The sequence below is a fragment of the Glutamicibacter sp. 363 genome (assembly GCF_052379505.1).
GTDB lineage: Bacteria > Actinomycetota > Actinomycetes > Actinomycetales > Micrococcaceae > Glutamicibacter.
On the sequence record NZ_JBQSYR010000006.1, the window covers coordinates 13,699 to 40,078 of the forward strand.

At 61.7% G+C, this 26,380-nt stretch carries 24 protein-coding genes; 9 read left to right on the forward strand and 15 right to left on the reverse strand.

Annotated features, from left to right (window positions below):
- Positions 1 to 230 precede the first annotated feature (230 nt).
- From ACT3UA_RS04900 to ACT3UA_RS04910, 3 genes are all read left to right on the forward strand, one after another.
- Positions 231 to 1,403, forward strand: a complete 1,173-nt coding sequence (locus ACT3UA_RS04900; protein WP_096284710.1) for an FAD-dependent oxidoreductase — start codon at positions 231 to 233, stop codon at positions 1,401 to 1,403.
- 92 nt (positions 1,404 to 1,495) lie between these two features.
- On the forward strand, positions 1,496 to 2,071 hold the full coding sequence (locus ACT3UA_RS04905) for a DUF4396 domain-containing protein (protein WP_444615653.1): 576 nt from the start codon (positions 1,496 to 1,498) through the stop codon (positions 2,069 to 2,071).
- 39 nt (positions 2,072 to 2,110) lie between these two features.
- Positions 2,111 to 2,929 carry a type II CAAX endopeptidase family protein gene (locus tag ACT3UA_RS04910; RefSeq protein ID WP_096284712.1) on the forward strand — a complete coding sequence of 273 codons (819 nt, stop codon included), beginning with the start codon at positions 2,111 to 2,113 and terminating at the stop codon, positions 2,927 to 2,929.
- A gap of 166 nt (positions 2,930 to 3,095) precedes the next feature.
- On the opposite strand, the gene ACT3UA_RS04915 is transcribed toward ACT3UA_RS04910, so the two are convergent.
- The 5 genes from ACT3UA_RS04915 to ACT3UA_RS04935 form a co-directional block, all read right to left on the reverse strand.
- On the reverse strand, positions 3,096 to 4,331 hold the full coding sequence (locus ACT3UA_RS04915) for a serine hydrolase domain-containing protein (protein WP_096284714.1): 1,236 nt from the start codon (positions 4,329 to 4,331) through the stop codon (positions 3,096 to 3,098).
- Positions 4,332 to 4,585: 254 nt separating this feature from the next.
- Positions 4,586 to 5,548: a GTPase Era gene (era, locus tag ACT3UA_RS04920; protein WP_096284716.1), complete on the reverse strand. Its 963-nt coding sequence runs from the start codon at positions 5,546 to 5,548 to the stop codon at positions 4,586 to 4,588.
- Complete coding sequence (locus tag ACT3UA_RS04925) at positions 5,538 to 6,830, reverse strand: hemolysin family protein (RefSeq protein ID WP_096284718.1); 1,293 nt, start codon at positions 6,828 to 6,830, stop codon at positions 5,538 to 5,540. The genes era and ACT3UA_RS04925 overlap by 11 nt, the downstream gene beginning before the upstream one ends.
- Positions 6,831 to 6,833: 3 nt before the next feature.
- Complete coding sequence (ybeY, locus tag ACT3UA_RS04930; RefSeq protein ID WP_096284720.1) at positions 6,834 to 7,307, reverse strand: rRNA maturation RNase YbeY; 474 nt, start codon at positions 7,305 to 7,307, stop codon at positions 6,834 to 6,836.
- Positions 7,304 to 8,332, reverse strand: a complete 1,029-nt coding sequence (locus tag ACT3UA_RS04935; protein WP_096284722.1) for a PhoH family protein — start codon at positions 8,330 to 8,332, stop codon at positions 7,304 to 7,306. The genes ybeY and ACT3UA_RS04935 overlap by 4 nt, the downstream gene beginning before the upstream one ends.
- Positions 8,333 to 8,730: 398 nt before the next feature.
- On the opposite strand from ACT3UA_RS04935, the gene ACT3UA_RS04940 reads away from it, so the two are divergent.
- Positions 8,731 to 9,543 carry a GerMN domain-containing protein gene (locus ACT3UA_RS04940; RefSeq protein ID WP_096284724.1) on the forward strand — a complete coding sequence of 271 codons (813 nt, stop codon included), beginning with the start codon at positions 8,731 to 8,733 and terminating at the stop codon, positions 9,541 to 9,543.
- Positions 9,544 to 9,624: 81 nt separating this feature from the next.
- On the opposite strand, the gene ACT3UA_RS04945 is transcribed toward ACT3UA_RS04940, so the two are convergent.
- The 3 genes from ACT3UA_RS04945 to hrcA are packed head-to-tail and all read right to left on the reverse strand — an operon-like array spanning position 9,625 to position 12,590.
- Positions 9,625 to 10,398, reverse strand: a complete 774-nt coding sequence (locus tag ACT3UA_RS04945; protein ID WP_096284726.1) for a 16S rRNA (uracil(1498)-N(3))-methyltransferase — start codon at positions 10,396 to 10,398, stop codon at positions 9,625 to 9,627.
- 2 nt (positions 10,399 to 10,400) lie between these two features.
- Complete coding sequence (gene dnaJ, locus ACT3UA_RS04950) at positions 10,401 to 11,525, reverse strand: molecular chaperone DnaJ (RefSeq protein ID WP_096284728.1); 1,125 nt, start codon at positions 11,523 to 11,525, stop codon at positions 10,401 to 10,403.
- Between the two features lie 51 nt (positions 11,526 to 11,576).
- Positions 11,577 to 12,590 (reverse strand): heat-inducible transcriptional repressor HrcA, encoded by a 1,014-nt coding sequence (gene hrcA, locus ACT3UA_RS04955; RefSeq protein WP_096284730.1) that lies wholly within the window; start codon positions 12,588 to 12,590, stop codon positions 11,577 to 11,579.
- A gap of 125 nt (positions 12,591 to 12,715) precedes the next feature.
- Here hrcA and ACT3UA_RS04960 point away from each other — a divergent pair, with 125 nt between their 5' ends.
- The gene (locus ACT3UA_RS04960) at positions 12,716 to 13,585 is read left to right on the forward strand and encodes a DUF3097 domain-containing protein (RefSeq protein ID WP_096284732.1); all 870 of its coding nucleotides are present in this window, start codon (positions 12,716 to 12,718) and stop codon (positions 13,583 to 13,585) included.
- 91 nt (positions 13,586 to 13,676) lie between these two features.
- Positions 13,677 to 14,078, forward strand: coding sequence for a DUF4870 domain-containing protein (locus ACT3UA_RS04965; protein ID WP_096284734.1), 402 nt, complete (start codon positions 13,677 to 13,679; stop codon positions 14,076 to 14,078).
- 17 nt (positions 14,079 to 14,095) lie between these two features.
- Here ACT3UA_RS04965 and hemW read toward each other — a convergent pair whose 3' ends face one another.
- Together hemW and lepA are read right to left on the reverse strand one after the other, a co-directional pair.
- Positions 14,096 to 15,325: a radical SAM family heme chaperone HemW gene (gene hemW / locus ACT3UA_RS04970; RefSeq protein WP_096284736.1), complete on the reverse strand. Its 1,230-nt coding sequence runs from the start codon at positions 15,323 to 15,325 to the stop codon at positions 14,096 to 14,098.
- Positions 15,326 to 17,170 (reverse strand): translation elongation factor 4, encoded by a 1,845-nt coding sequence (lepA, locus tag ACT3UA_RS04975; protein WP_096284738.1) that lies wholly within the window; start codon positions 17,168 to 17,170, stop codon positions 15,326 to 15,328. It abuts the gene before it with no gap.
- Between the two features lie 112 nt (positions 17,171 to 17,282).
- On the opposite strand from lepA, the gene ACT3UA_RS04980 reads away from it, so the two are divergent.
- The 3 genes from ACT3UA_RS04980 to ACT3UA_RS04990 all read left to right on the forward strand — a co-directional run bounded on the left by ACT3UA_RS04980 (position 17,283) and on the right by ACT3UA_RS04990 (position 18,875).
- On the forward strand, positions 17,283 to 17,849 hold the full coding sequence (locus ACT3UA_RS04980) for a type II toxin-antitoxin system PemK/MazF family toxin (RefSeq protein WP_096284740.1): 567 nt from the start codon (positions 17,283 to 17,285) through the stop codon (positions 17,847 to 17,849).
- A gap of 170 nt (positions 17,850 to 18,019) precedes the next feature.
- On the forward strand, positions 18,020 to 18,280 hold the full coding sequence (rpsT, locus tag ACT3UA_RS04985) for a 30S ribosomal protein S20 (protein ID WP_096284742.1): 261 nt from the start codon (positions 18,020 to 18,022) through the stop codon (positions 18,278 to 18,280).
- A 163-nt stretch (positions 18,281 to 18,443) separates the two neighbouring features.
- A complete protein-coding gene (locus ACT3UA_RS04990; protein ID WP_176484119.1) occupies positions 18,444 to 18,875 on the forward strand; it encodes an SRPBCC domain-containing protein in 432 nt (143 codons plus the stop codon).
- 17 nt (positions 18,876 to 18,892) lie between these two features.
- On the opposite strand, the gene holA is transcribed toward ACT3UA_RS04990, so the two are convergent.
- The 5 genes from holA to leuS are packed head-to-tail and all read right to left on the reverse strand — an operon-like array spanning position 18,893 to position 26,302.
- Positions 18,893 to 19,885: a DNA polymerase III subunit delta gene (gene holA / locus ACT3UA_RS04995; RefSeq protein WP_096284746.1), complete on the reverse strand. Its 993-nt coding sequence runs from the start codon at positions 19,883 to 19,885 to the stop codon at positions 18,893 to 18,895.
- Between the two features lie 34 nt (positions 19,886 to 19,919).
- On the reverse strand, positions 19,920 to 22,190 hold the full coding sequence (locus tag ACT3UA_RS05000; RefSeq protein ID WP_444615654.1) for a ComEC/Rec2 family competence protein: 2,271 nt from the start codon (positions 22,188 to 22,190) through the stop codon (positions 19,920 to 19,922).
- Positions 22,187 to 22,819, reverse strand: coding sequence for a ComEA family DNA-binding protein (locus ACT3UA_RS05005; RefSeq protein WP_105569045.1), 633 nt, complete (start codon positions 22,817 to 22,819; stop codon positions 22,187 to 22,189). Before ACT3UA_RS05005 ends, ACT3UA_RS05000 begins: the two co-directional genes overlap by 4 nt.
- Positions 22,820 to 22,840: 21 nt before the next feature.
- Complete coding sequence (locus ACT3UA_RS05010) at positions 22,841 to 23,773, reverse strand: DegV family protein (protein ID WP_105569044.1); 933 nt, start codon at positions 23,771 to 23,773, stop codon at positions 22,841 to 22,843.
- 9 nt (positions 23,774 to 23,782) lie between these two features.
- Positions 23,783 to 26,302: a leucine--tRNA ligase gene (leuS, locus tag ACT3UA_RS05015; protein WP_444615669.1), complete on the reverse strand. Its 2,520-nt coding sequence runs from the start codon at positions 26,300 to 26,302 to the stop codon at positions 23,783 to 23,785.
- Positions 26,303 to 26,380 lie beyond the last annotated feature (78 nt).

Sequence of the window (26,380 nt, forward strand, 5' to 3'; positions counted from 1 at the left end):
GCGGCAGATTAGAAGTAGAAGCTCGAAATGCACTTTTTGAGCATAACACCGCTTTGAACTGCGACGGGATTTGCTACTCAATTGTGTCAAATAGTGGACATCGGCCGGTGGAAGCGATCTTCGGGATCGGCTCGATGGCCATGGACAGCTCGGGGCAAACGTGCGAACAATGGGATTTCAGGCCCGGTTGCACGCGGGCCCGGGCGGTGGAGCTGAGGGAAGGGCTACGGATGAAGGCGATCATCATCGGAGCGGGAATTGCCGGGCTTGTGGCGGCGCGCCAGCTCGGGTTGGCCGGCTGGCAGGTGCTGGTGCTTGAACGCTCTAAGGAGCCGCGCCCCGAGGGCTACCTGATGGACTTCTTCGGCCCCGGCCTGCGCGCCGCCGAACGCATTGGGCTCTACCCCTATCTGACTGAGGTTGCCTACCGGGTGCAGGCCGCCGAATACGTTGACGCGAAGGGCCGGCGCACCGCAAGCCTGGATTACCAGAAGTTCTCGGACCTGGCAGGCGGGCGAGTGCTTACGCTCTTGCGCCCGGATATGGAAGGTGCGGCGCGCAAGGCCTTGCAGGATGTTGCCCCGGGCCGAGTGAGCATCCGCTACGGCGCGTGGGTTGAGCGGATCGAAACGACGGATGCTCGGGTACAGGTGCAGCTTGCAGGCCAAGAGCATCCGGAATCCGGGGAGCTCCTGGTAGGTGCCGACGGGATCCATTCAATGGTCCGGGCCGCGGTCTTCGGACCCGAAGAAGACTACCTGCGGCCCTTGGGGATGCGGGCGGCGGCCTTCATCGTTGAAGAGCCACAGCTGAATCGGGAGTTCAAGAACCGTTTGGTGCTCAGCGATACGGTCAACCGCACCGCCGGGATCTACGGGCTGCGTTCCACCGAGGTTGCCGCCTTCCTGGTGTATCGCCAACCGGAAGACGCGACGCCCAGCGATCCCCGGCAGCGGCTGCGCAAGGCCTTCGCCGGAGTTGATGGACGGGTGGATCGGCTTCTTCGGCTATGCCCGGAGCATCCCTACGACGATGCCGTAGCGCAGGTGGTCATGCCCGGCTGGCACCGCGGTCCGGTGGTGCTGCTCGGAGATGCGGCGGCCGCGGTATCGCTGCTTGCCGGTCAGGGCGGCTCCATGGCCATTGCCGGCGCCGCAGCCCTCGGCGAGGCCTTGGCCGCAGTCACCGAACCGGCGCGGCTGCCGAACGCGCTGGCCGGCTATGAACGGGCCATGCGTCCGGTCATCGCCACCGCGCAGGCCTCGGGGCGGCGTGCGGCGAATACCTTCCTGCCGAAGAACAAGCTGCAGCTGCTGGTGCGCCGTTGGATCGTTCGGGCAACCCATCTGCCCGTAGCAGACCGGCTGGTGGCCAAGCAGATCCTCAAGCGCATCGCCACATAGCGTGGGCACGTAGCCGGCCACGGTGCCGGCGGTATGATGCTGAACAACCGCGGAAGGCTAGCCGATTCCTGAAAGCACCCGGAAGGAGATCCATGGAACACGATACGAACGGTGAGCACGCCGGGCACGGCGCCGGGCATGACATGTCGTCGATGGCGGTGGGCGCAACGCTGCACTGCCTGACCGGTTGCGCCATCGGGGAAATCATCGGGCTGCTGGTGGGCACCGCGGCCGGATGGGCAAACCTGCCGACGGTGGCGCTGTCCATCTCGTTGGCCTTCCTCTTCGGCTACGCACTGTCGGCCATCCCGCTGGTGCGCGGCGGCATCGCCCTGTCCGCCGCCCTGGGCCTGGTCCTCGCCGCCGACACCCTGTCCATCGTGACGATGGAGATCGTGGATAACCTCGTCATGCTGCTCATTCCCGGAGCCATGGACTCCGGGGTCCTCAACCCCGTTTTCTGGGTTGCCATGGCCCTCGCCCTGACCGTCGCCTTCTTCGTCGCCTGGCCGGTGAACCGGGCCCAGCTGCGCCGCGGCAAGGGGCACGCGGTAACCCACCAGGCACTGGGCGGAGGCGCGGGCATGGACAACCGGCCGCTGGCCATCGGCGTCGGCGCTTTTCTGCTCGGCGGCTTCGTCGCCTCGCTCGGCACGCTGCTGCACTGAACCCTTTTGCGCCGCGGGCGGAGGTGGCATGCTGGTGGTGTGAAGCTCACCCTAGATGATCCGCCCCGCACCGCGCTCAGCTGGAAATTGCTGCCGGCGGTACTGCTCTCGCTCTCCGGCGTGCTGCTCTTCGCCGTAGCCAATGACCCGGCGGGCTACACTACGCTCGTGCTCAGCGTGCTCACGGCAGCATTTATCGATCGCCAGCTCGCCCGCCACCTGGGACTGATCGCGGCGGGGCTGGCGATCATCAGCTTCGTTCCGCTCAATGCCGATTTGAGCATCGGGCACATGCTCCAGATGGGTGGTGCGCTCGGCATGGCCGTGCTGGTGCCCTGGCTGGTCTCACGGTTTGCCTACCGCGAGCAGATCATCAAATTTCCGGTGAACACCGGACGTAAATGGCCGTTGGCCGCCAAACTGTATCTGCTCGGCGTGGTAGCGCTGGGCTTCCTCATTTTACCGGTGTACCTGATCAGCACGGGGGTCTTCCAGAACTGGCCGGACGCCTCGGATCCGACCATCTTCTGGCGGCTCTTCCTCGGAGTGAACGCCGTGGGCATCTGGGATGAGCTGTTCTTCATCTGCACCACCTTCACGCTGCTGCGACGCCACTTCCCCGACTGGCTCGCCAATATCCTGCAGGCGGTGATCTTCTCTTCCTTCCTCTGGGAGATCGGCTACCAGGCTTGGGGTCCGCTTCTCACGTTCCCCTTCGCCCTGCTGCAGGGCTATACCTTCAAGCTGACCAAGTCGCTGACCTACGTCGTCTCGGTGCATTTGATCTTCGACTTCGTACTGTTCCTCGCGCTGGTGCACGCGCACAACCGTGACTGGCTGCCGATTTTCTTCTACTAGGTTCCGGGGCGCACGTGCAGTTTCAGGGCAGCGGGCTGGCCATAATCCGTGCCCTCGTCTTTGGCTGAAGGCAGCCTTCGGCCAATTGCCCGATCCGCGCACGAGCGCTGCACTGCGGCATCGCGGCCGAATCGCTGGCCAACCTGGGATCCCGTATCCCGGGCAGCTAGTTGCCGGCTGGTGCCGCCGAGGCAGGTGGTGCGGTGTTGGCCTCCACCAATAGCGCCGCGGAGATAGCGTCGAAGGCGCGCAGCGTGCGGGAGAGCTTGGCAGGTCCCTGCGGGGTCGGCCAGCTGGAGAGCTTCACCGCCACCACCTCGGCGGGCCGGTTGATGTAGACCATCTGCCCGTGTATGCCCAGGCAGAGCACCACATCATTGCCGGGGTACGGGAACCACATCTGGTTCCGGTACATCCCGCCGGGCATGAGGTTGTCCACCGGGCCGTCGGCAAAGGCGTCGCGGGAGTCCGGGGCGCCGGCCAGCGTTTGGGCGATCCATTCTTTTGAGAGCACCCGTTCGCCGCTCGGCGCGAGTCCGTCGTTCAGGAAGAGCGAGCCGAAACGGGCCATATCGCGCATCGTGGCGTTGATCCCGCCGTCGAATATTCCGGTGCCGAACTGGTCGACGCCGATGGTGGCATCCGATTCGGCGCCGAGTTTGCTCCAGAGCAGCTCGCTCAGCAAGGTGGCCATGGGCTTCTTGGCCGCGGACTCGCAGATCCAGCCGAGCATGTCGGTCTCGCAAGATCGGTACTCGAAGACCCCGCCGTGGGCGGTCTTGCGCACCAGGGTTCTCAGGTACGGGTACATGCCGGTGGGCCCCGGGGCCTTGAGCGCAGACCATCCGATGGCCTGTCCTAGCATCCGCACCCCGGCGCTGGGGTCCAGGTAGTTCTCGGAGAAATCGATGCCGGAACGCATATCCAGCAACTGGCGCACCCTGGCCCCGGCATAGCCGTTCTCGGCTACCTCCGGCAGGTAATCGGTCAAGCGCGCGTCGGAGTCAAGCACCCCGGAATCGATCAACGCTCCGGCCACCGCGCCGATCAGCGACTTGCTCATGGACATCAGCAGGTGCGGGGTGTCGGCCTTCATCTGGCCGAAGTACTGCTCGGCCAGCACCGTGCCGCGGTGCATGAACATCCACCCGTCGGTTTCGGTGGCGGCCATCACCGAGCCCACGCTCAGCGGCGCTTCTGAAGGGAATGCCGGGGCCAGCCTCACCGAGTCCAAGTCACGGTGTGCCGCGGGAAGCGGCGCCACCGTTCCTTCGCCCCGGGATATCAGTGCCGTGGGCAGGAAGTCGGCCATATGTTGGAAGGACCAGCGCAGGTTCTTGGGAAGCCGCCAGTTGTTCATGTTCACTCCGGCGGGGGTGTGCTCCTGCTGTGTGCCGTCCATATGCGTTCCCTATCGATTGCTGCGCGAATTATTATCTGGACATTACCATCGAGTAATCTTTCCTCCCCCGTTCATTTTCGCGCCGTGCCGAGAACTACGGAATATGAAGCCGACCCAGTGCATCCAACTCGTGTCGCGGAGCGCCGAACCCGCTATCCCGCAGGGTCAGATCACTGGGGCCGGTTAAAAGCCAACCCCCGGATCGCCTCTCGAGGAGAGGGGATCCGGGGGTGGGGTAATCTACCGGGCTGAGCTTAGAAGCCCAAGCGGCCGAGCTGCTTCGGGTCACGCTGCCAGTCCTTGGCAACCTTCACGTGCAGGTCCAAGAAGACCTTGGTGCCCAGCAGCTTCTCGATGCCCTGACGGGCGTTGGATCCCACCTCGCGCAGGCGTGAGCCGCCCTTGCCGATGATGATGGCCTTCTGGCTCGAGCGTTCCACGAAGAGCGAGACGTGGATGTCCACCAGCTGGTTGCCTTCGCTGCGGCCCTCGCGTGGGATCATCTCCTCGACGACCACGGCCAGGGAATGCGGCAGCTCATCGTGCACGCCTTCCAAGGCGGCCTCACGGATCAGTTCGGCGACCATCTTCAGCTCGGGCTCGTCGGTAAGCTCGCCATCCGGGTAGAGCGGCGGTCCCTTGGGCAGGTGCTGGACCAGTACGTTGGCAACCTCTTCGACCTGGAATTCCTTCACCGCGGACACCGGAATGATCGCTGCGAAGCCGTCTTCGCCGAAGCTCTCCACACCCAGTTCAGCGACGGACATCAATTGCGCGGCGAGCTGTTCGCGGTCCACCAGATCGGCCTTGGTCACCAGGGCGACAATCGGCTTGCGCTGCAGCTGGGCCAGCTGGGAGGCGATGAAACGGTCGCCGGGGCCGATCTTCTCATTGGCCGGCAAGCAGAAACCGATCGCATCGACCTCGGAAAGGGTCTGCGCGACGAGGTCGTTCAACCGCTGCCCCAAGAGGGTGCGCGGGCGGTGCAGGCCCGGGGTGTCGACCAGGATCAGCTGCGCGTCATCACGGTGCACGATCCCGCGGATGGTGTGCCGGGTGGTCTGCGGCTTGGCCGAGGTGATGGCCACCTTCTGGCCCACCAGCGCGTTGGTCAGCGTGGATTTGCCAGCATTCGGGCGCCCCACGAAGGAGGTGAAACCCGAACGGTAGTTCTCGGGCCAGCCGCTGGTGGCCAGCAATTTGTCTTTATCGCTCATCTGAGGATTCCTCGTCGTTCTCTTTATGATCGGATGCGTCCGTTTCCAGACGCTCTACATGGATTTTGCCGATGCGGTTGCGGCGGCCGGCCAGGGCCACCACGGTCAGGCGCAGACCGTAGACATCGGCGGTGGATCCGAGCACGGGCACGGATTCCAACGCCTTGGAGAGCAGGCCACCGACGGTGTCTACATCTTCATCATCGATGAACACATCAAAATGATCTGCGACGTCATCGATGGATACCGAGGCCATTGCGAAGAGCGAGCCATCGGGGTTTTCGATCAGCTCGGTGCGCGAGCGGTCATACTCGTCGTCGATCTCGCCGACGATCTCCTCGAGCAGGTCCTCCAGGGTGATCAGGCCCGCGGTGCCACCGTACTCGTCGATGACCACCGCCAGGTGAATTGCCTCTTGCTGCAGTTCCTGCAGGAGTTCTGCAGCGTTTTTCGACTCGGGGACGAAACGCACCGGACGGGAGAGATCCTCGAGGCGCTCGGCCTGCTGCAGGCCGTGGATCTCGGAGATCACATCCTTGAGGTAGATGATGCCCTGGATGTCATCGGTGTCTTCGCCGATCAGCGGGATCCTCGAATAGCCCGAAGCCATGAACAGTTCCAGCGCGCCGTTGATCGTATGTTCGCCGGTGAGCACCACCATGTCTGTGCGCGGCACCATGACCGCACGGACGTTGGTTTCCTCCAGATCCATCACCGAGGAGATCAATTCCGCGGACTCTTCGTCCAGGTCCTCTCCCTCGCTGGCACGGTCCACTATGTCGCGCAGGCGCTCCTTGCCGAGGTAGCCGTCTTCATCGTTTCCGGGCCCCGGGCTCATCGCGGTGCCGATGCTCGCCAGCCAGTTGGTGATCGGGCCGAGCAGCACCCGCAAGAGCCGGACCATCGGTGCGGTTGCGCGCACGACATTGCGCGCATTGGAGCGGCCATAGCGCCGCGGGGAGACACTGACCAGGACGAATCCGAGGGCCGCCATAACCATAGTCGCCACCAAGCCGACCATCCAGATATTATCAATCCAACGGGCCACCAGCAGCGCGACGGCCACCGCGGAGGCCGTCTCGAACCAGATACGCCAGAAGCGGATCGCCTGGGCGTGCGATTCGCTGTCGTCCAGGATATGGCTTATCGCTTTGGAATTCGACTCGATCCGCAACCGTTCGGCCGCATTGCGGGACAAGGCGTAAAAGGCGGAATCGGCGGCGGTGAGAATTGCGGCACTGGCCATGAAGGCCAACGCCACGACTAATAGGACTATGCCCACCGGCTATTCCACCGTTTCCTTCGGCGCCGGGCGCCCGGTGTAGCTCTCGAGCAGACGGCGCTGCAGACCGAACATTTCGGCCTTTTCGGCAGGCTCATCGTGGTCGAAGCCCATCAAATGCAGCATGCCGTGGGTGGTGAGCAGCAAGATCTCATCGTGGACCGGGTGCCCACCGGCCTTGGCCTGGGCCTCGGCGACGGTGGGGCAGATCACGATATCCCCGAGGATGCCGCTTTCCGACGGGGCCTTCTCCGACCCCGGACGCAACTCGTCCATCGGGAAGCTCATCACATCGGTGGGACCTTCCAGGTCCATCCACTCCACATGCAATTCGCTCATGGCCTCTTCGTCGATGAAGACGACGGAAACTTCCGTTTCCGGGTGAATGAACATCGCCTGGGTGATCGAGTCAGCGAGTTTCTGCACGTCCTGCAGATCCACTTCGTAGTCTGTTTCGTTATTTACTTCGACGCTCATGACTTGTGCCGTCCCCGGGATTGTGCTTTGCGCTGTTGGGTGTCCCAGCGATCGTACGCCGTGACGATATCTGCAATGAGGCGGTGGCGCACCACGTCGCCGGCATCCAGCCGGCACAGGGCGATGTCGTCGATACCCGCCAACACGTCGATCACCATGCGAAGCCCGGAGACCGAGTTACCGGGCAGATCCACCTGAGTGACATCGCCGGTGATGACCATCTTGGAGCCGAAGCCCAAACGAGTGAGGAACATTTTCATTTGTTCGCTGGTGGTGTTCTGCGCTTCGTCGAGAATCACGAAGGCATCGTTCAAGGTGCGCCCGCGCATGTACGCCAAGGGAGCGACCTCGATGGTGCCTGCCTCCAGCAACCGTGGAATGGTCTCCGGGTCGATCATGTCGTGCAGCGCATCATAGAGCGGACGCAGATAGGGATCGATTTTCTCCGTGAGGCTTCCGGGCAAAAAGCCCAGTTTCTCCCCGGCTTCTACGGCGGGACGAGTCAAGATGATGCGGCTGACTTCTTTCGCCTGCAAGGCTGCCACGGCCATAGCCATGGCCAGGAAAGTTTTGCCGGTACCGGCAGGACCCACGCCGAAGGTCACCGTGTTGTCTTCGATGGCGTCGACATAGCTTTTCTGATTCAGCGTTTTCGGCCGGATCGCGCGTCCCCGTCCGGAGAGAATCTTCAGCCCGAGGACGTCGGTGGGCGCATCGGCACCACCGGCGGAGAGCATCTTGATGATCTGCTCAATGGTGTCTGCGCTCATCCGGGAGCCGCGGCTGGCAAGTGCACGGGCCTCTTCGGTCACACGCTGAGCCTTGCGCACCTGCACGGGCTCGCCAACCAGGGTCAAGGAAGCGCCATTGGGGCGAAACTGCACCAGCGGGTAGGCGCCGGTCAGAATGCGCAACAATTCATCGCTTGGACCCAGCGTGGCAACCATGAGTTCGGGAGTGTCGAAGGTGATCGTCAATGACGCGGGGCCGGATTCGACCGGCATCTTGTTCTGTTCAACCTGCATGCAGTGCTTAGTGCCCCTTTGCTGAGCTTGGCAATGATTATTGTTCTTGTCCCCTACAGTCTATCTAGTTCAGCACGCTTAGGGGATAATTTCGCAGGTAGCTAGAGCACAAAAATCTGAAGTGATTCTAAAGCATCTGTGGTGGTAAAGGTATAGATTTGGTTACGAATCCTTCGTTAGACTCCTTTTTGGCGATCCCGGGCGCCATCATGTGCCAAACTATTTGAGCGCCAGAGCTGGTTTACAGCAAGGTGTCAAGTGAATAATCAACGGATTGGTAAGTAGTGCAAGGAAGAATTACGAGGTTGATCTCCAAGCGGGTAACCGTCACCGGAGTCTGTTTAACTCTCGTCGTAGCAGCTGGCTGCGGTCTTGCCTCGCGCGAAGAATCCCACGAAATGCCGATCAGTACTGCCGCGGGTACCGTGGGACTGCCTCCTGCCAACGATTCGGTGGAGCACCATTCCCCGATCGACAGGCTCCCGATCTACTGGCTTGAAAATATGGACCTCGGGGTTTTCCTCTACCGCGAGTACGCCACAAAAAACGCCACTGGCGAGCCGATCGGCGATTCAATCTCCTACCTGCTCAACGAAAAGCCGGCCAATGCCGAGTGGTACACGCATCTGAAGCCTTCGGGTGAAGTTGGCGTGTCCATGAACCAGGACAATGTGATCACCCTGGACCTACCGGAGAAGGTCTTCGGTGCAAAGCTTGATCGTGGCCTTTCCGAACGCACAATTCAGCAGCTGGTGTTCACCGCCACCGCCGCCGCGTCCAACGCAGGCCTCCTCGTTGGCTCGCTGCCACCGAAAGTGAGAATTCTGGTTGACGGCCGGGCCAACGCCACGGTCTTCGGCGACTTGCGACTGGCGGACTCCTACGACCGCGATGCCTCATTCATGGCCCCGATTTGGATTATCGACCCGCAATACGGGTCGACCCGCAAGGCCGGTCAGATCCAGTTCAATGCTCGCGCCTCGAAGTTCAGCGACGGCATCTATTACAGCTTGGAGAGCAAGGACAAGTCGGGAAAGCTCACCGTGCTCACCGCCGAGAAGCCAATCCCGGAAGATAAGGTCAATCCCGATGGCTCCTTTGATTTCACCAAGCAGCTGAGCGTAGGCGCCTACAAACTCACCTTCTGGGGCAGGGAATCCGGATCCGAAGAAAAGATCGCCTCGGTATCCAGCGAGTTCACCATTAAATAGGCTGCGAATATTCGCTACCAATTAAAAAGTTCCGCAGGCCGTCGGCCTGCGGAACTTCTTAATTGCTGAACCTTTCGGCGGCTACAGTTCTCCGAGCAGATGCCGAACCAGAACGAGGGCTGCCGGCCCGGCCGTCGAAGCGCGTAGCACGTGCTCGCCTAAGAGCGCGGCCTTGGCTCCGGCGCCGACAAACTGATCGAGCTCCGCGTCGCTGATCCCGCCTTCGGGGCCCACTACCAACGTCACCCCCGCATGCGCCGGGGCCGAATCGAGCCACGACCGGGTTTCCTCGGCCACCGAGCATTTAGCTGATTCATGCAGGATCAGAACCAGCTCGCCCTGGGCAGCAAGCTGCGCGATCTGTCCGGCCAGAGCCTTGGACCCGAGCGGGTCCAAGACCTTTGGTTCGAAGGCGCGGCGTGACTGCTTCTGTGCCGAACGCACCTGCGAACGCCATTTAGCTAAGGCCTTTTCGGCCTTCGGCCCATTCCAACGCACAATCGATCGATCGGCCTGCCAGGGGCGGACCGTGAAAATTCCCAGTTCCACCGCCGATTCCACGGCCTGTAGATCCCGGTCGCCCTTGGCCAGCGCCTGCACCAGGCCGACCGGGTGGACCGGCGGCGCTTCTTCGATGCGTTCCACCACGGTCACGCTGAGCAGGTCCTTGGCCGCGGCACTGACCTTGACTCGCAACCGGAGCCCGGTGCCGTCGAGCAAGTCCAGCTCCTCGCCGGGCGCCACACGCTTGACCGCAACCGCATGGTGGGCCTCGGGCCCGGTGAGCTCCAAGCTGTCCCCCACCATGGCCTCAGCTGCTTGCTGAGCGTCGATCACGAAGCTGTGATTGCTCATGCTCAGCGTTGGTTCAACTTGTCACGCAGTCGCGAGAACATTCCACCGGACTGTTCGACGCGGCCGGCGGTCATCTCTTCGCCACGCAATGCCGCCAGCTGCTCGAGCAGCTCACGCTGTGCGGCGTCCAGCTTCGTCGGAGTCTCCACCTGCAGGTGCACCACGATGTCGCCACGCTTGCCACCGCGCAGGCGCGGCACACCCAGCCCTGGCAGAGTGATGGTGTCCCCGTCCTGGGCGCCCGATTCCACGGTGATCTGCTGTTCACCATCGAAGGTTTCCAGCTTCAGCTCGCAACCGAGGGCGGCGCCGGTCATTGGGATGGCCATCTTCGCGTGCAAGTCGGTCTGCGCGCGTTCGAAGACCTTGTGGCGGCGTACGTCGATTTCGACGAAGAGGTTTCCGTTCGGGCCACCGCCGGGACCGGCTTCGCCCTGTCCGCGCAGCTGGATACGAGTGCCGGCATCGACACCGGCCGGAATGTTCAGCGACTTCGAGACGTGCTCGCGCACGCGTCCCTCGCCATTGCATTCATTGCATGGATCCGGAATGGTCGTGCCAAAGCCACGGCAGGCCGGGCAAGTTTCCACGGTCATCATCTGGCCGAGGAAGGAACGCACCGGACGCTGGATCTGGCCCGCACCGCGGCAGGTTTCGCAGGTAACCGGGCTGGTGCCGGGCCGGCAGCAAGAGCCTTCACAGACCTTGCAGGTGACGGCCGTTTCCATCTCGAGCGGGTATACGGTGCCCTTGACAGCGTCGACCAAATCGATGGTGATGGTGATCAGCGCGTCGCGGCCGGCCTGCGTGCGCGAGGCCGGCCCTTGGGCTTGCCCGCCGCCGAAGAACTGTTCGAAGATGTCGCCGAAGCCACCGAAGTTCTGGCCTCCGCCGCCGAATCCCTGCTGGCCGTTGCCGTTCAGGTCGCCGGTGGCGTCGAAGTTGGCGCGCTTCTTTTCGTCGGAAAGGACTTCGTAGGCTCGTGTGACGAGCTTGAACTGCTCGGCTGCCCCCTCGCCTGGGTTGACATCGGGGTGCAGCTTGCGCGCCAGCTTGCGGTAGGCGCTCTTGATTTCCTGCGGGGTCGCGTCCTGGGCAACACCCAGCGTCTCGTAATGCGAGCTCACGATATTCGCCGTGTCCTTTCGTAAAAATATAAAACGTTGTTGCTGACGAAACTAGTTCGTCAAAATCTTTGACAGGTAACGGGCAACCGCCCGGACCGAAGACATGGAGGTTGGATAATTCATCCGCGTCGGACCGAGCACTCCAAGCTTGTTCCTGGTGTCCGAGCCATAGGTTGTCGCGATGACCGTTGCGTCGGAAAGCTGCCCGTAATGGTGCTCGGTGCCAATGGCTACCGCCACGCCCCGAGAGTCCGCTTCCAACTCGGAGAACAGCTTCAGCAGCACCACCTGCTCTTCAAGCGCTTCGAGCACCGGGGTGAGCGTCAGCGGGAAATCTCCCACCGAACGGGCAAGGTTCGCGGTCCCCGCCATCACGATGCGCTGGGTGTTAGCCGCACGTGCCATCTCCTGCAAGGAACCGAGCACCGTCATGAACAGCGTATCTTCCAGAAGCTGGAGCGGAATTGATTCGGTGGTCAGCGAACCTACGAGATCTGCCAACTGCCGACCGCCAAAGGCCTTGAGCACGCCTTGCTTCATACCCTGCAGTTCGTCGTCGCTATACGCCCTGGAAGTGCCGATCATCCGCTGGTCGACGGTGCCATTGGAGGCAATCATGACCATCAATACCTGGGATGAGCCAAGTCCGACTAGGTCCAGATTGCGCAGCGATGCGGTGTCATAGTGCGGCACCTGGATCAACGCCACCTGATTCGTCAAACGTGCCAGCAAGCGCACGGTGCTATGCAAGACTTCATCTAAATCCTGGGAATTATCCAAGATTTTGTTGATGGCCTCGCGCTCCGCCCGAGACAACGGCTTAAGCTCGCCGATCTGGTCAACGAATCGGCGATAGCCTTTTTCCGTGGGTATTCTTCCCGAGGAGGTGTGCGGGGCAGCGATGAGCCCCTCTTCTTCCAGCAAGGCCATATCATTGCGAATCGTGGCAGCAGAAACTCCCAGGTTATGCCGATCAAGCAAAGCCTTTGAACCTACCGGTTCATGCGACTGGACGTAGTCCTCCACAATGGCGCGTAAAACGTCCAGACGTCGAAACTCGCTCACGTCAACACCTCCTATGAACTCCGGCAAGGATTTGGCACTCTAACCTATCAAGTGCCAAGTCTAATACCTACATCGGTTGCTAGCATTGGATTTCGAGCGTATTCGATCACAGCGAAAGGCAGTACGTGACCAATTACTCCTGGGGAGCCCACGACCTCAGTGCACCTGCACCGAAAAAACTGCGTCAAGTTCCGATATCAATGGGCCTACTACTCGAAGACGTGGACAGCGGTTGGGTCGGCGAAGTGGTGCGTACCGAGAAGTCCGGAGGAATGCGGGTGATCGTTTTAGAAGACCGGCGGGGCAAGACCCGCTCTTTCCAAGCGGGCTTCGGCTTCCTGCTCGAAGGCGAGCCGGTGGAGATCGTTGAGCCACAAGCCAAGGCATTGGCGCCAAAGAACATGGTTTCAGCTTCCGGTTCCCGGGCGGTCACCGGTTTGAAGGCCCGCGAGGCACGCGCCAGCCGGATCTGGGTCGAAGGCAAGCACGATGCCGAACTAGTGGAGAAAGTCTGGGGCCATGACCTGCGCGTGGAAGGCATCGTCGTTGAGCCTCTGCATGGCGTCGACGATCTTGCCGGCGCCATTCGCGCTTTCAATCCCTCGCCCGAACGGCGTCTGGGGATCTTGGTTGACCACCTGATTGCGGGCACCAAGGAAGAACGTATCGTGAAGGAAGCGATGGCGGTTCCCGGTGCGGCGAATCATGTCCTGATTCTTGGTCATCCGTATGTCGACGTGTGGCAGGCGGTGAAACCGGCAGCACTTAATATTGAGAAGTGGCCGGTGATCCCCCGTGGAACGGATTGGAAAACCGGAATATTACGCGCGTTCGGCTGGCCGCATTCAACTGCCGAGGACATCGGGCTGGGTTGGCAGCGCATCCTTTCCCGAGTTGACCACTACGCACAGCTTGAACCGCAGCTGCTGGGTAAGGTCGAGGAGCTCATCGATTTTCTAACCAGCGAAGATTACGGTTTCCTAACGATTGACTAATAGTTGGATTTTTAGGGCGGGTTGTACTCTGCGTCGCTAGATCCTCGATAGAATCAGATCGACCACCCACTGCTAAACAAGGAAGCGCCACGTGACTGCACGCAAGACCGTACCGCCGGAAAATTCACGTTTCGAAGGTTCCAAGGTCTCGGCTTTGCCCTTGACTCCTTCCGAGGATCGCCAATGGGCCATGATGTCGCATTTCGGCGCGGTACTGGGATGCATTCCCGCGGCCATCATCTTCGCCGTGTACCGCGACCGTGGACCTTTTACCTCGCAGGAGTCGAAAGAAGCCTTCAACTTCACGTTTCCGCTGACCATTTTGGCCATCGTGCTGAACGTGCTCACCCTGGTTCCCGGGTTTGGCTGGGCGTTCGCGGTAGCCACCGTGGCGCTTTGGGTCTATATGACGCTGATGGGCGCCCGTGCAGCCATCCAGGCTAACAAGGGACGCCCATACCGCTACGCATTCAACCTGCGGCTAATGAAGTAACAATCCTTGCTGAAACTTTAGAAGTCCAACAGTTCCCGCACTACAAGGTCGGCCAGGAGCCGACCTCGTTGCGTTAACACGATCGTTCCGGCAAAGGCCGACTGCGGTTCGATCAGCTCGTCGGCAATGAGTCCGGCAACTGCCCGACGGCCATGCTCATCCAATTCGGCGATCGGCATGCCGCTGCCCAACCGGGTCAGCAGCATCGTGCGCTCCAGTTTGACTGCCTCGGCATCGGGGAACTCGCGGCCGTGGCCCGGGGAAATCCCGCCGTCGATCCGCTGCTGGTAGGCCGAAGGATGCTTCACATTCCACCAGCGCAGGCCACCAACATGCGAATGGGCACCCGGTCCGGCGCCCCACCAGTCTCCGCCTTGCCAGTAGGCAACGTTATGCCGGCAAGCATGCCCTTCGCCCTTGGCCCAGTTGCTAACTTCATACCAGCGGAAGCCCGCGGCCGCGAACATTTCATCGGCCAGCTGATACTTTTCGGCATGATCGTCATCGTCGATGTTCGGTACCTGTCCGCGGCGAATCTGCGCCGCAAGCTTGGTGCCCTCTTCAATAATCAGCGCGTAGGCCGAAATGTGATCCGGTTCATAGCTCAAAGCCGCTTCCACGCTGGTGCGCCAATCCTCCAAGGACTCCCCCGGAGTCCCATAGATCAGATCGACGCTCACCTGGAGACCCACTTCGCGAGCCCAGCGGACCACCTGCGGCACGCCCTTGGGATCGTGGGTTCGCTCCAGCACCGCCAGCACATGTGGCACCGCCGACTGCATGCCAAAGGACACGCGGGTGAACCCGCCGTCCTTGAGCTCTTGCAGGCTTTCACGGGTCACCGAATCCGGGTTCGCCTCGGTAGTGACCTCGGCGCCGGGCTTCAGCCCGAATTCGCTGTTGATGCGTGCCAAAACCGACACCAGGTCGCTGGCTGGCAGTAGGGTCGGGGTGCCGCCACCGAAGAACACGGTCTCGATTTCACGATGCGGCAAGCCAGATTTGTCCATCACTTGCCGAGCGAAGCTGATTTCCTGGCTGACGGTGGCCGCATAGCTGGCTTGGCTCGCCCCGGAACCAAGTTCCTTTGCGGTGTAGGTGTTGAAGTCGCAGTATCCGCAGCGCACCGTGCAGAACGGAATATGTACATAAAAGGACATGGTCCGCTCCTGCGCATTGTGTGAACACAATGCGGGGAGCAGACCATCGGCCGGAGCCGGATCGCCATCAGGCAAAACTGAGGGCATTTACTTCTTTTTCTCTTCGCCGGTGGACAACGCGGCGATGAAGGCTTCCTGGGGAACCTCCACGCGGCCGACCATCTTCATTCGCTTCTTACCGGCCTTCTGCTTTTCCAGCAGCTTGCGCTTGCGGCTGATATCGCCGCCATAGCACTTGGCCAGCACATCCTTGCGGATGGCGCGAATGGACTCGCGGGCGATGATGCGCGAACCGATGGCAGCCTGAATCGGCACCTCGAACTGCTGGCGTGGAATCAGTTCACGCAGCTTGCCGGTCATCATCACGCCGTATGAGTACGCCTTGTCGCGGTGGGTGATCGCGCTAAACGCGTCCACCTGCTCACCCTGCAGTAGAATATCGACCTTGACCAGGTCTGCAACCTGACTTCCGTCGGCCTTCCAGTCCAAGGATGCGTAACCACGCGTACGTGACTTCAGATGGTCGAAGAAATCGAAAACGATCTCGGCCAGCGGCAGCGTGTAGCGCATTTCTACGCGTTCTTCGCTGAGGTAATCCATACCGCGCAAGGTGCCGCGACGTCCCTGGCACAATTCCATGACCGAGCCGATGAATTCGGATGGAGCGAGAATAGTTGCCGAGACCAGTGGTTCGTGAACCTCGAGGATCTTGCCTTCGGGGAACTCCGAGGGGTTGGTCACGGTGGTCAACTGCTTGTCTTCGCCCATGACCTCATAGACCACGTTCGGAGCGGTAGAAATCAGGTCGAGGTTGAACTCGGCCTCCAAACGCTCACGGGTGATTTCCAGGTGCAAGAGCCCCAAGAAGCCAACGCGGAACCCGAAGCCCAAAGCGACGGAAGTCTCTGGCTCGTACACCAGGGCGGCGTCGTTGAGCTGAAGCTTATCCAAAGCATCGCGCAGCGCCGGGTAATCAGTACCGTCCATCGGGTAAAGTCCCGAGAACACCATCGGCTTCGGATCTTCGTATCCGCCGAGGGACTCAGCGGCAGGCTTCAGGCTATTGGTGACAGTGTCTCCGACCTTGGACTGGCGTACATCCTTCACACCGGTGATCAGGTAGCCGACCTCACCCACGCCCAGTCCCTTACTTGGAACCGGGTTGGGGGCGGAGACGCCAATTTCGAGCAGTTCGTGCGTGCTGCCGGTGGACATCATCTGGACGCGTTCGCGCGGACGCAACATGCCGTCGACGACACGAACGTAGGTGACCACACCGCGGTAGGTGTCATAGACGGAGTCGAAGATCATGGCCCGTGCAGGAGCATCGGCCACGCCAACGGGCGGCGGAAGCTGCTTGATGACCTCATCCAGGAGAGCCTCAACGCCTTGGCCGGTCTTACCTGAAACCTTCAAGACGTCATCGGGATCGCAACCGATGAGGTTTGCCAGCTCTTCGGCATACTTCTCCGGCTGCGCGTTTGGCAGATCGATCTTGTTGAGCACCGGAATGATGTTCAGATCGCTCTCGATGGCCAGGTAGAGGTTCGCCAGGGTCTGTGCTTCGATGCCCTGTGCTGCGTCAACGAGCAGGACCGCGCCTTCACAGGCCGCCAGGGAACGGGAAACCTCATAGGTGAAGTCGACGTGGCCAGGCGTGTCGATCATGTTCAGCGCGTAGGTCACGCCATCGACTTCCCAAGGCATACGGACAGCCTGGGACTTGATGGTGATACCGCGTTCACGTTCGATATCCATGCGGTCCAGGTACTGGGCCTTCATGTCGCGTGCGGAGACCACGCCGGTGGATTGCAGCATGCGGTCGGCCAAGGTGGATTTACCGTGGTCGATATGGGCAATGATGCAGAAGTTACGGATGAGCGACGGATCGGTCGCGGCTGGCACCTGGGCGGTGCGGGCCAATGGAGACACCTAAACAGACCTCATTTGCAAACTAAGAATAGACGCGGAATTAGGCTCCATTCTGTCATGATTTACGCGTCACTACCTATTTGGTACCGCGCGCCCTGATAGTTTGTCGATCATGGCTTTGAATGTGCAGAAGATTCTTTCCCTCGTTGTGCGTGCAGTTAAGGTTTTCAACTCCACTCGCGCCAATGGGTCAAACACCTCCCCCACTACCCGCCGGCCGAGCAATGCTCCGAGCCGGGCTCAGCAGCGGCATGGCAGCAGCAATGGCGGGAATAACCTCCGCGAATCGGCCTACCCGGGCGATTTCCGCGGCACCGTCCACTATGAATACAACCCGAGCCTCGACGGCGAGGCCGATCCCGGCGAAGTGGTTTGGGGCTGGGTTCCCTACGAGGAAGACCACAGCCAGGGAAAGGACCGCCCGGTGCTGATTATCGGCCGCGATGACAGCTGGTTGCTTGGCCTGATGCTGACGAGCAAAGACAAGAACAATGGCGGTCACAGCAATCCGGACTACATGGACATCGGAACCGGCGCCTGGGACCGCGAGCGCCGTCCCAGCGAGGTCAAGCTCGACCGAATCATCCGCCTGTCGCAAAGTGCAGTACGTCGCGAAGGGGCCATTCTCGACGAGCAGCGTTTCGGCAATGTGGTGAACGCCCTAAATAACGGCCGCTAGGCGTTGGTCGTTGCCGCGGCGTTCTGCTAGAGTTAATTCTTGTGTGTCACGCAGGTTGGGTGACACGCCCCCTTTGGGTCGCCATAGGTGCCCCACACCGCTCAGTCGATGGCCCGAAGGATGAACCCTCTACCGACCGTATTTCGCAATAAACGAGAGAGTTTATTAAAGTGGCAAACATCAAGTCCCAGAAGAAGCGTAACCTTACCAACGAAAAGGCTCGTCTGCGTAACGTAGCAGTCCGCTCGGAAGTTAAGACCGTGGTCCGTAACGTCAACGACGCAATTGCCGCCGGTGACAAGGATAAGGCAACTGACGCATTGCGTCTGGCTGGCAAGAAGCTCGACAAGGCTGTTAGCAAGGGTGTTCTTCACAAGAAGAATGCTGCTAACCGTAAGTCGGCCATTGCCAAGAAGGTTAACGCCCTCTAAGCAACGCTAAACTTCAGCAAGATCCTCGAAGCCCTTGGGTTTCGGGGATCTTGTGCTTTAAGCACCGCTTCTCTGCCCTGCGGCACTGCGCTAGTGTTCAGCTATGCCATTAGTCGGTAGATCAGTAAATATTTTCGCAGGACGTGTCCTGCACCATTGGGAAATGCCAGCCACGGCAGACCAGGTGTGGCACGCGCTGACCGAGTCCGCGCCGTTATCGGGGTGGCTCGGGACGCTGGTCTCTGGGACCTTTCGCTCCGGTGAAGTAGTCACGGTCGAACACGCACCGAATTACCCCTGCACCTCACAGGTGCGAGGAATTGATCCGCTCAAGCTCTTGGCCATGTCCTGGAAGTTCCCCGACGAAGAGCCCTCGGAGTTGCGGATCGAACTTACCGGGCGAGAATCCAGCACCGGGTTGCACCTCGAACACCGGGGGTTAGCGGATAAGGCCGCCGACTACCTGATCGGTTGGCATACTCATCTGCGGTATCTGGAAGATCTGCTCGCCGGCAAGCCGCGCGACATGGTGGATTTTTGGACGCTCTACGAAGAACTGGCCCGTTCCACCGATCCCAAGCGGAACGAAAGCTAAGTGCCAGGCAAGCCGAGCTATCGCTGCGGTGCTTTGGAAGCAATAAATAAGATCGCACGTTCCAAGGCATAGCCTGGTGACCGCCCGCCGCCTTTGACCATGCGATCTGTTTGGGCGATGTTCTCAATGCATTGCGCGACATCAGCGCGTTTCCAACCGCGTGCTTGCTGCTGCGCTGACTGAACCTGCCACGGCGCCATGCCCAGCTCGGAGGCCAAGGACGCCGCCGGCTCGTTGACTCCGAGCACCTTCGCCAGCTGACGGATCTTCATCGCCAAGGTCGCGACGATGGGAATTGGATCTGTTCCGGTATCCAGGGAGTGGCGCAACGTGGTCAAGGCCAATTGCGCATTTCCGGCCAAGGCGGCGTCCGCCACTTTGAAGGCCGTCGCTTCGATACGGCCACCATAGTACCGATCGACCACCTCTTGATCGATGGTTCCGGTGGTGTCCTGAATCAGCTGGTGACAGCTGGATCCAAGCTCTGCCAAGGAATTGCCAACCGCGGCGACTAGTGACTTCACCGCGTCATTGGTGATCCGGCGCTTTGCCGACTTGAATTCGGCTTGCACAAAGTCGATTTTCTCGGCGTCGCGTTTAATCGGCTGGCAATTGACGAGCAACGCGCCGGCGGCCTTTATGGCATCCAGTAATTTCTTGCCGCGGGTACCCCCGGAGTGGTGCATGATCAGCACATTCTCCGGTGCCTGATCCTTCAGATAATTCAAGGCATCTTTGAGGAAGTACTCGTTCATTGATGCCAGGTCGTGTACCTCGACGAGGTTCGCGCTGGAAAACAACGAGGAGCTCGTGGCCAGCAACAGTTCGCCTGGCTCGTAGCTGGCCGCGTTGAGCCGAGTATGCTGGATGTCCTCGCGCGTAGCAGCTTGGCTGCGCAACAGCTCGAAGGCGCGCGAAGCCAGATATTGTTCGGATCCGGTCAGCAGAATCAAGGGTTGGGGTGTTAAATCCCGCCAAGAAATTCCCGGAGATGCTTGCGCGCGTGCCATCGAGCTCCTTCATGCGTCGTGCGTTACCTCGATCCTACCGAACTGCAGGCCCGATCGCTGTGGCGAGCACCTTGTCCGGTTCGAATGTGAGCAGAACCGTACCCTCGAGGTCGGATCTGATCACGCGCGCGCCGGTGGCTCGCGCGGCATCGAGTATTTCTTGATGCGGATGACCATAGGAATTGTCTTTTCCGGCAGATATCAAAAGGACCTGCGGCCGCAGTGTTTCAATGACTTCCGTGCCGCCATTGCGCGCGCCGTGATGCGAAGCCTTGAGCACCTGGACCGGAGGTTGCGGCAGCTCGGCCAGCAGCTGATGCATCGCTGCTTCCTCCAGGTCGCCGGCGGTAAAGAAGCTCAGCACCTGCCCTTGGACAAGAAAGTCGAAAACGATCACCAAGGAGGTGTCATTGGGTTCGGCATAACGCGCACGGATGTCATTTGGCCCGATCACCCGGTAGTGCACCGCGTCCGTGCCACCGCTATCCCCCGGTTTGAGCACTGTGGTCTCGGCCCAGCGGCTAGGGTCGAAGCCGGTCGAAACCAGACGCTGATCGATTTGCAATCCCGTCCCTTCCACCGCGGCGATCCCGCCAAGATGATCGGCGTGTTCATGCGTGATGAAAATCTTGGATAACTTTTTGATTCCCAGCTGATTCACGCAGTCAGCCACGCCCCCATCGGTGGGTCCGGCGTCCAAGAGCCACCCCTCAGCGGGACCAGTACGAATCACGAACGCGTCACCCTGGCCGACATCGCACATCGCGATATTCCAGGTCACCGGGATGGCCGGACGGTAGAACAGGGTCGCCGGGAGCACCAGCGACACGAGGAGCACCACGAGCACCGCCAATCCGGCGCCGGCCAGCCGATGAATACTCGCGTGCTCGCTTTCATAGGTGCTCAGCAGCAGGACGGCGAACACCACCGAGAATCCCACTGCCAGAGAGATGCCGGCAATCCCAGGAGGCCATGGACGTGCGGCACCGGGCAGCTCGACTACCCAGAGCGCGAGCTTTCCAATCCATCCCGCCGGAAGGCCAGGCACCCATAACAAGATGCCGGTGACCGCCGGCAATGGAGTGCAGCACAGCAGGCAGATCACCCCCACGCTGGTGATCAGGGGCAGCAATGGTGCGACCAAGAGGTTGGCCGGCAGCGAGTACAGGCTGAAATTTGAGTTCAAGGCGATGATCACCGGCAGACAGGTGAATTGCGCGGCGCAGCAAATTGCCGTCAATTGCGCAAACCACGACGGGAAGAGGCGTGAAAGGATGTCGGTGAGGGCCGGTGTCAGTACGATGATGCCCAAGGTGGCCAGTACGGATAAGGCGAAGGCCGGTTCCACTGCTAGCGACGGATCGATCAGCAGCAAAATGGTCCCCGACAGGCTCAAGATGCCCAAGGACCCGCGCCCGCGGCCCAGCATGAGCGAGATTGTTGCGATGATTCCCATTAATCCGGCGCGGAGCACACTCGGGTCAGGGCCCACGAACCAGATGAATAAGGCCAGGAAGCCGATGCCCAGCAGCGCGGCCAGCACCCTGGGCACGGCGCAAAGCCTGAGGATCACCAGCACCATGGCACCGAGCAACGCCACGTTTGACCCGCTGACGGCGGTGAGGTGGCTCAGCCCGCTGTCTTTCATTGCCGCGGAGAGTTCTTCGCCCTGCCCCGAGCGGTCCCCGTAGAGCATGCCCGGAAGGAGCCCGCGGGCCTCGTCGGGTAGTTCTTTCAGGCTCGACGCGAATCTGGTTTTCAAGTGATCTGCCGGTGTCGGTTCCTTCCAGGTCTTCACCACCGGTTCGCTCTGTGCCCGAGCCCACCAGTGGAATGCACCTTTTGCCCCGGTAGATTGCAGGTCCAGAATTGTTTCGAAACTATCCGCGCCGGTTTCCAGCGGGTAGGGCAGGCTCAGATATATCGGAATGGGGCAAGCAACCCACTGCTCCTGGTGCCAATATTCTCCGATCTGCGCAATGCCCTTGTTCGTTCCGTCTTCGCCGAGGCGCGGCGGATCGTTAAAGGCCACGATGACCCGCCGCTGCTGTTCTGCTCCCTCGGGCAGCTGGCAGTCGTTCTGCCCCAGGGCGGCGAAGCTGATGCTGATCGAGGCCAGGAGCAGCAGCAGCGGTCCGGTGAACCAGGGAGCCGAGGAGGGAGCATCGTGGCGCCGGCGCAGCAGCAGCGCGAAGCCCCCGAGGAAGAGCAGCAGCACGATGAGGGTGCCCAGCAGCGGCGGTTGCAGGTATGCGGTCACCCAGGCCCCGGCCAAGATCCAAAGCCCGCGGAAGTCCGTCTTCATGGGATCACCAATTCCGACAGCTCCCCCAAGAGCACCGGGCCTATTCCAGAGACAGCGTCGAGTTCCGCGACGCTGGTGAACGGGCCATTTTTGTCCCGGAAGTCGATAATGCGTTTGGCTAGTGCCGGGCCGATGCCCGGCAGGGTCTGCAGGGTCTGCGCATCGGCCTGGTTCAGCGAGATCTTCGCGTTTGGCCCTTGGGCTTGCGGGGCGCCCGGAGTTGCCGAGGCATCACTAGTTCCGGGCAGGATGATCTGCTGCCCGTCGGCGAGTTTGGCCGCCAAATTCAATAGCTCCGGGCGGGCTTTTTTGCTCATCCCGCCGGCTGCTTCGATCGCATCGGTGATCCGCGAACCATCGGGAAGCTCGTAGACGCCGGGCTTTTTCACGGCCCCGACCACATGCACGGTGAGCGTAGCCAGCGGTTCGGTGGCGGCCGGGTGTTCGGGGTCGGCCACCAGCGGAATGGAATCCAGCTCTTCGGCCGCCGGCGGCGGCGAGAAGATGATCGAAAAGGCCACCCAGGCCAGGACCACGAGGACCAGCACGAGGGCAGCGACCCGCGACACGGCGAAGCGCAACCTGGTCGGCCGTGGCGCAAATTTACTGAAGAAGTCGTGGCGCCCCATGGCCGATAGTTTGCGCCACTACTACGAAGGGAGGGTGTCCTCCGGCTCGGATTGTGGATTCAGCGGCCCCACGGCCACGGCGAGCACCCCGATGCCGGTATGCGCCGCGAGCACCGCCGGCAGGGATTCGATCAGCACCTGCTGCGCGCTGAGCGGAGCGAGCTCGTTGGCGATCTCGGTGGCAAGTTCGGCCGCGCCGAAGTGCATGACGCCGATGCGTACCGGCCCCTGGGCCGCGGTAGCAGCCTGGGCGCCAAGCGCCACCAGCCGCGCCTGGGCCCGGGCGAAGGAGCGCGGCTTTTCGATGGGCTGGATCACACCCGCTTCGATGCTCAGGATCGGTTTGACGTTCAGCAGGTTGCCCAGCACCGAAGAGATGGTGCTGATCCGTCCCCCGCGGCGCAGCTGCTCCAGGCTCGGCACGGCGAAGTAGACGGAATTCCGCGCCGCGCCGCGGGCGATCTGCTCGAGCATTTCCAGCGGGGCTCCGGCATCGCGCGCGGCCAGCACGTCGGTGACCGCAAAGCCCTGGGGCATCGCGACGGTGCGCGAATCGATGACCTGCACCGGGATTTTGATGTCGGCGGCGGCCAAGCGCGCGGCCTCCACCGTCCCGGAAAGCTGCCCGGAGAGGTGAATGGAGATGATCGACTCGCAACCGGCGGCGGCCAGCTCCCGGTAGGCCCGGGCGAATTCTCCGGGCGCCGGACGCGAGGTCTTGACGGATTTTCCCATGGCGAGCCCCATCATCAGGGCGTTCAGATCTTCGCCGTGCACGTGGTTGTCCACGATGATCGGGATTCCCAGGCAGGCGAAGTCTTCGCTGTCCAGCAATTGTGCTGGCAGGCAGGCGGCGGAGTCGGTGACTACGCCGATTCGGGTACGCGCAAGCCCACGCGGGGCCAGCCATTTAGGCAGCCAGCCCGCGCGTGGGCCCTTGGTGCGTTCGTTCATGCCTTGAGCTTACGGTGCCGGAACCACATTCACGAGCTTCGGCGCACGGACGATGACCTTCAACGGCTCCTTGCCGTCGAGCATGCGAATCACCGTCTCATGGGCCAAGGCCTGCTCGCGCAGGTCATCCTCGGAAATGTCGATCGGAACTTCCAGGCGTGCGCGGACCTTGCCCTTGATCTGGACCACGGCGGTGACCGTATCGTCAACCAGCAGCGACTCATCGACCTCCGGCCAGGCGCTGTTCACGACGCTCGGTGCGTAGCCGAGCTCGGCCCACATGTCCTCGGCGGTGTAGGGGGCGAACATGCTCAGCAGCTGGGCGGTGACGGTGGCCGCCTCGCGGACGGCCGGGTCGGCGGCGCCGGCTCCCGAATCGATGGTCTTGCGCGCCGCGTTGACCAATTCCATGGTCTTGGCGATCACCACGTTGAACTTGCCCGAATCCAGCAGCGCGGCTGCCTCGTGCACGGTGCGGTGGGTGACCTGGCGCAGCGCCTTCTCACCGGTGGTGTAGTCCACGTCCTGTGCGCTGGTGACGTCCTGGGCGATGCGCCAGGCGCGGGCCAGGAACTTCTGCGAACCGCTTGGGGACACATCGGCCCAGTCCACGTCGTCCTCCGGCGGGGAGGCGAAGATCATGGTCAGCCGCACCGCGTCGACGCCGAACTTGTCCAGCTGCTCGCCGAGGTCCACGCCGTTGCCCAGGGACTTGCTCATGGCCTTGCCGCCGTTGAGCACCTGGCCCTGGTTCAGCAGCGCGCTGAACGGCTCGGTCGCGTCGATCAGGCCCAGATCGTGGATGACCTTGGTGAAGAAGCGCGAGTACAGCAGGTGCAGGATCGCGTGCTCGACGCCGCCGACATACTGGCCTACCGGCATCCAGTCGCGGACCGCCTGCGGGTCGAAGGGGCCCTCGGTGTAGTTCGGGGAGACGAAGCGCAGGAAGTACCAGGAGGAGTCCACAAAGGTGTCCATGGTGTCGGTGTCGCGCTTGGCGTCCGCCCCGCACTTCGGGCAGGGCACGTTGACCCACTCCGCCACGGCGGCCAGCGGGCTGGTGCCCTTCGGCGCCAGCTGCTCACCGCGCAGGTTATCGGGCAGGCGCACCGGCAGCTGGTCATCGGGTACCGGGACCTCGCCGCATTCGGCACAGTGGATGATCGGGATCGGGGTGCCCCAGAAGCGCTGGCGGCTCAGCAGCCAGTCGCGCAGCCGGTAGTTGACCGTGTGTTCGCCGGTGCCGGCGGCTTCCACGATTTCGATCGCCTTGGCGACCGCTTCGGTCTTGTCCAGCCCGGTCAGCTCACCGGAGTTGACCAGCTTGCCCTCGCCGGCGGTGGCGGTTCCCGACACGGCCGGGTCCTCTTCGCCGGTCTCCACGACCACGCGCACCGGCAGGTCGAAGGTGCGGGCGAAGTCCAGGTCGCGCTGGTCGTGCGCGGGCACGGCCATGATCGCGCCGGTGCCGTAGTCGGCCAGCACGTAGTCCGCCGCCCAGACCGGCAGCTTCTCACCCGAGAGCGGGTTGATCGCGTAGCGGCCGGTGAACACGCCGGTCTTCTCGCGCTCGCTGGACTGGCGTTCGATTTCCGAGAGCGTCTTGACCTGCTCCTGGTAGGCTTCCAGCGCTTCGCGGTGCTGCTCGGTGACCAGCTCGTTGGCCAGCGCGGCATCCGCGGCGACCACCATGAAGGTCGCCCCGTAGAGGGTGTCCGGGCGGGTGGTGAAGACCGGGATCTGCACCTCGGCCAGTTGCTCGTGGGCTTCGATCTGGAAGGTGACCTGGGCGCCTTCGGAACGGCCGATCCAGTTCTTCTGCATCAGCAGCACGCGCTCGGGCCAGTGGCCCTTGAGCGCATCCATGTCCTCGAGCAGGCGGTCGGCGTACTCGGTGATCTTGAAGTACCACTGGTTCAGCGACTTCTTGGTCACGGCGGTGCCGCAGCGTTCGCAGGCGCCGTTGACTACCTGCTCGTTGGCCAGCACGGTCTGGTCCTTCGGGCACCAGTTGACCGGGTGGTCCTTGCGGTAGGCCAGGCCCTTTTCGTAGAACTTGTTGAACAGCCACTGCGTCCAGCGGTAGTACTCCGGATCCGAGGTGTGCAGCCGGCGATCCCAATCCGCGGAGATGGCGTAGCGCTTGAAGCTCTCGGCCTGGGTGTCGATGTTCTTATAGGTCCACTCGGCCGGGTGCGCATTGCGCTTGATCGCGGCGTTCTCCGCCGGCAGGCCGAAGGAATCCCAGCCGATGGGGTGCATGACGTCAAAGCCACGCAGGCGCCAGTAGCGTGCGACGACATCGCCCATGGCAAAGGCCTCCGCGTGGCCCATGTGCAGGTCACCGGAGGGGTAGGGGAACATATCCAGCACGTAGCGACGTTCACGGGTGCCATCGTCGGCCGGCTTGAACACTTCTAGTTCATCCCAAACCGGTAGCCACTTGGACTCGAGGTCCTTGAAGTCGTAGGTTCTGGTCTCGTTCGTCGATGATGTCACTGAGCTCGTCTCACAAACTTGCGGAAAAATTTCCTGACGGAAAAACTTGGTATTGTCTCCAGACACAACAAAAGCCCCCAAATATCCACTCGGGGGTACGGCCGCAGG

Bases quoted from the DNA above. Each gene is read 5' to 3' on its own strand.
- ACT3UA_RS04945 (WP_096284726.1), bottom strand. From the start codon at position 10,398: ATGAGCAATCACAGCTTCGTGATCGACGCTCAGCAAGCAGCTGAGGCC.
- ACT3UA_RS04905 (WP_444615653.1), top strand. From the start codon at position 1,496: ATGGAACACGATACGAACGGTGAGCACGCCGGGCACGGCGCCGGGCAT.
- ACT3UA_RS04935 (WP_096284722.1), bottom strand. From the start codon at position 8,332: ATGCAGGTTGAACAGAACAAGATGCCGGTCGAATCCGGCCCCGCGTCA.
- holA (WP_096284746.1), bottom strand. From the start codon at position 19,885: ATGGCACGCGCGCAAGCATCTCCGGGAATTTCTTGGCGGGATTTAACA.
- ACT3UA_RS05005 (WP_105569045.1), bottom strand. From the start codon at position 22,819: ATGGGGCGCCACGACTTCTTCAGTAAATTTGCGCCACGGCCGACCAGG.
- ACT3UA_RS04990 (WP_176484119.1), top strand. From the start codon at position 18,444: ATGCCAGCCACGGCAGACCAGGTGTGGCACGCGCTGACCGAGTCCGCG.
- ACT3UA_RS05010 (WP_105569044.1), bottom strand. From the start codon at position 23,773: ATGAACGAACGCACCAAGGGCCCACGCGCGGGCTGGCTGCCTAAATGG.
- ACT3UA_RS04980 (WP_096284740.1), top strand. From the start codon at position 17,283: ATGGCTTTGAATGTGCAGAAGATTCTTTCCCTCGTTGTGCGTGCAGTT.
- hemW (WP_096284736.1), bottom strand. From the start codon at position 15,325: ATGCCCTCAGTTTTGCCTGATGGCGATCCGGCTCCGGCCGATGGTCTG.
- era (WP_096284716.1), bottom strand. From the start codon at position 5,548: ATGAGCGATAAAGACAAATTGCTGGCCACCAGCGGCTGGCCCGAGAAC.
- ACT3UA_RS04900 (WP_096284710.1), top strand. From the start codon at position 231: ATGAAGGCGATCATCATCGGAGCGGGAATTGCCGGGCTTGTGGCGGCG.
- ybeY (WP_096284720.1), bottom strand. From the start codon at position 7,307: ATGAGCGTCGAAGTAAATAACGAAACAGACTACGAAGTGGATCTGCAG.
- ACT3UA_RS04940 (WP_096284724.1), top strand. From the start codon at position 8,731: ATGCCGATCAGTACTGCCGCGGGTACCGTGGGACTGCCTCCTGCCAAC.
- ACT3UA_RS05000 (WP_444615654.1), bottom strand. From the start codon at position 22,190: ATGAAGACGGACTTCCGCGGGCTTTGGATCTTGGCCGGGGCCTGGGTG.
- ACT3UA_RS04915 (WP_096284714.1), bottom strand. From the start codon at position 4,331: ATGGACGGCACACAGCAGGAGCACACCCCCGCCGGAGTGAACATGAAC.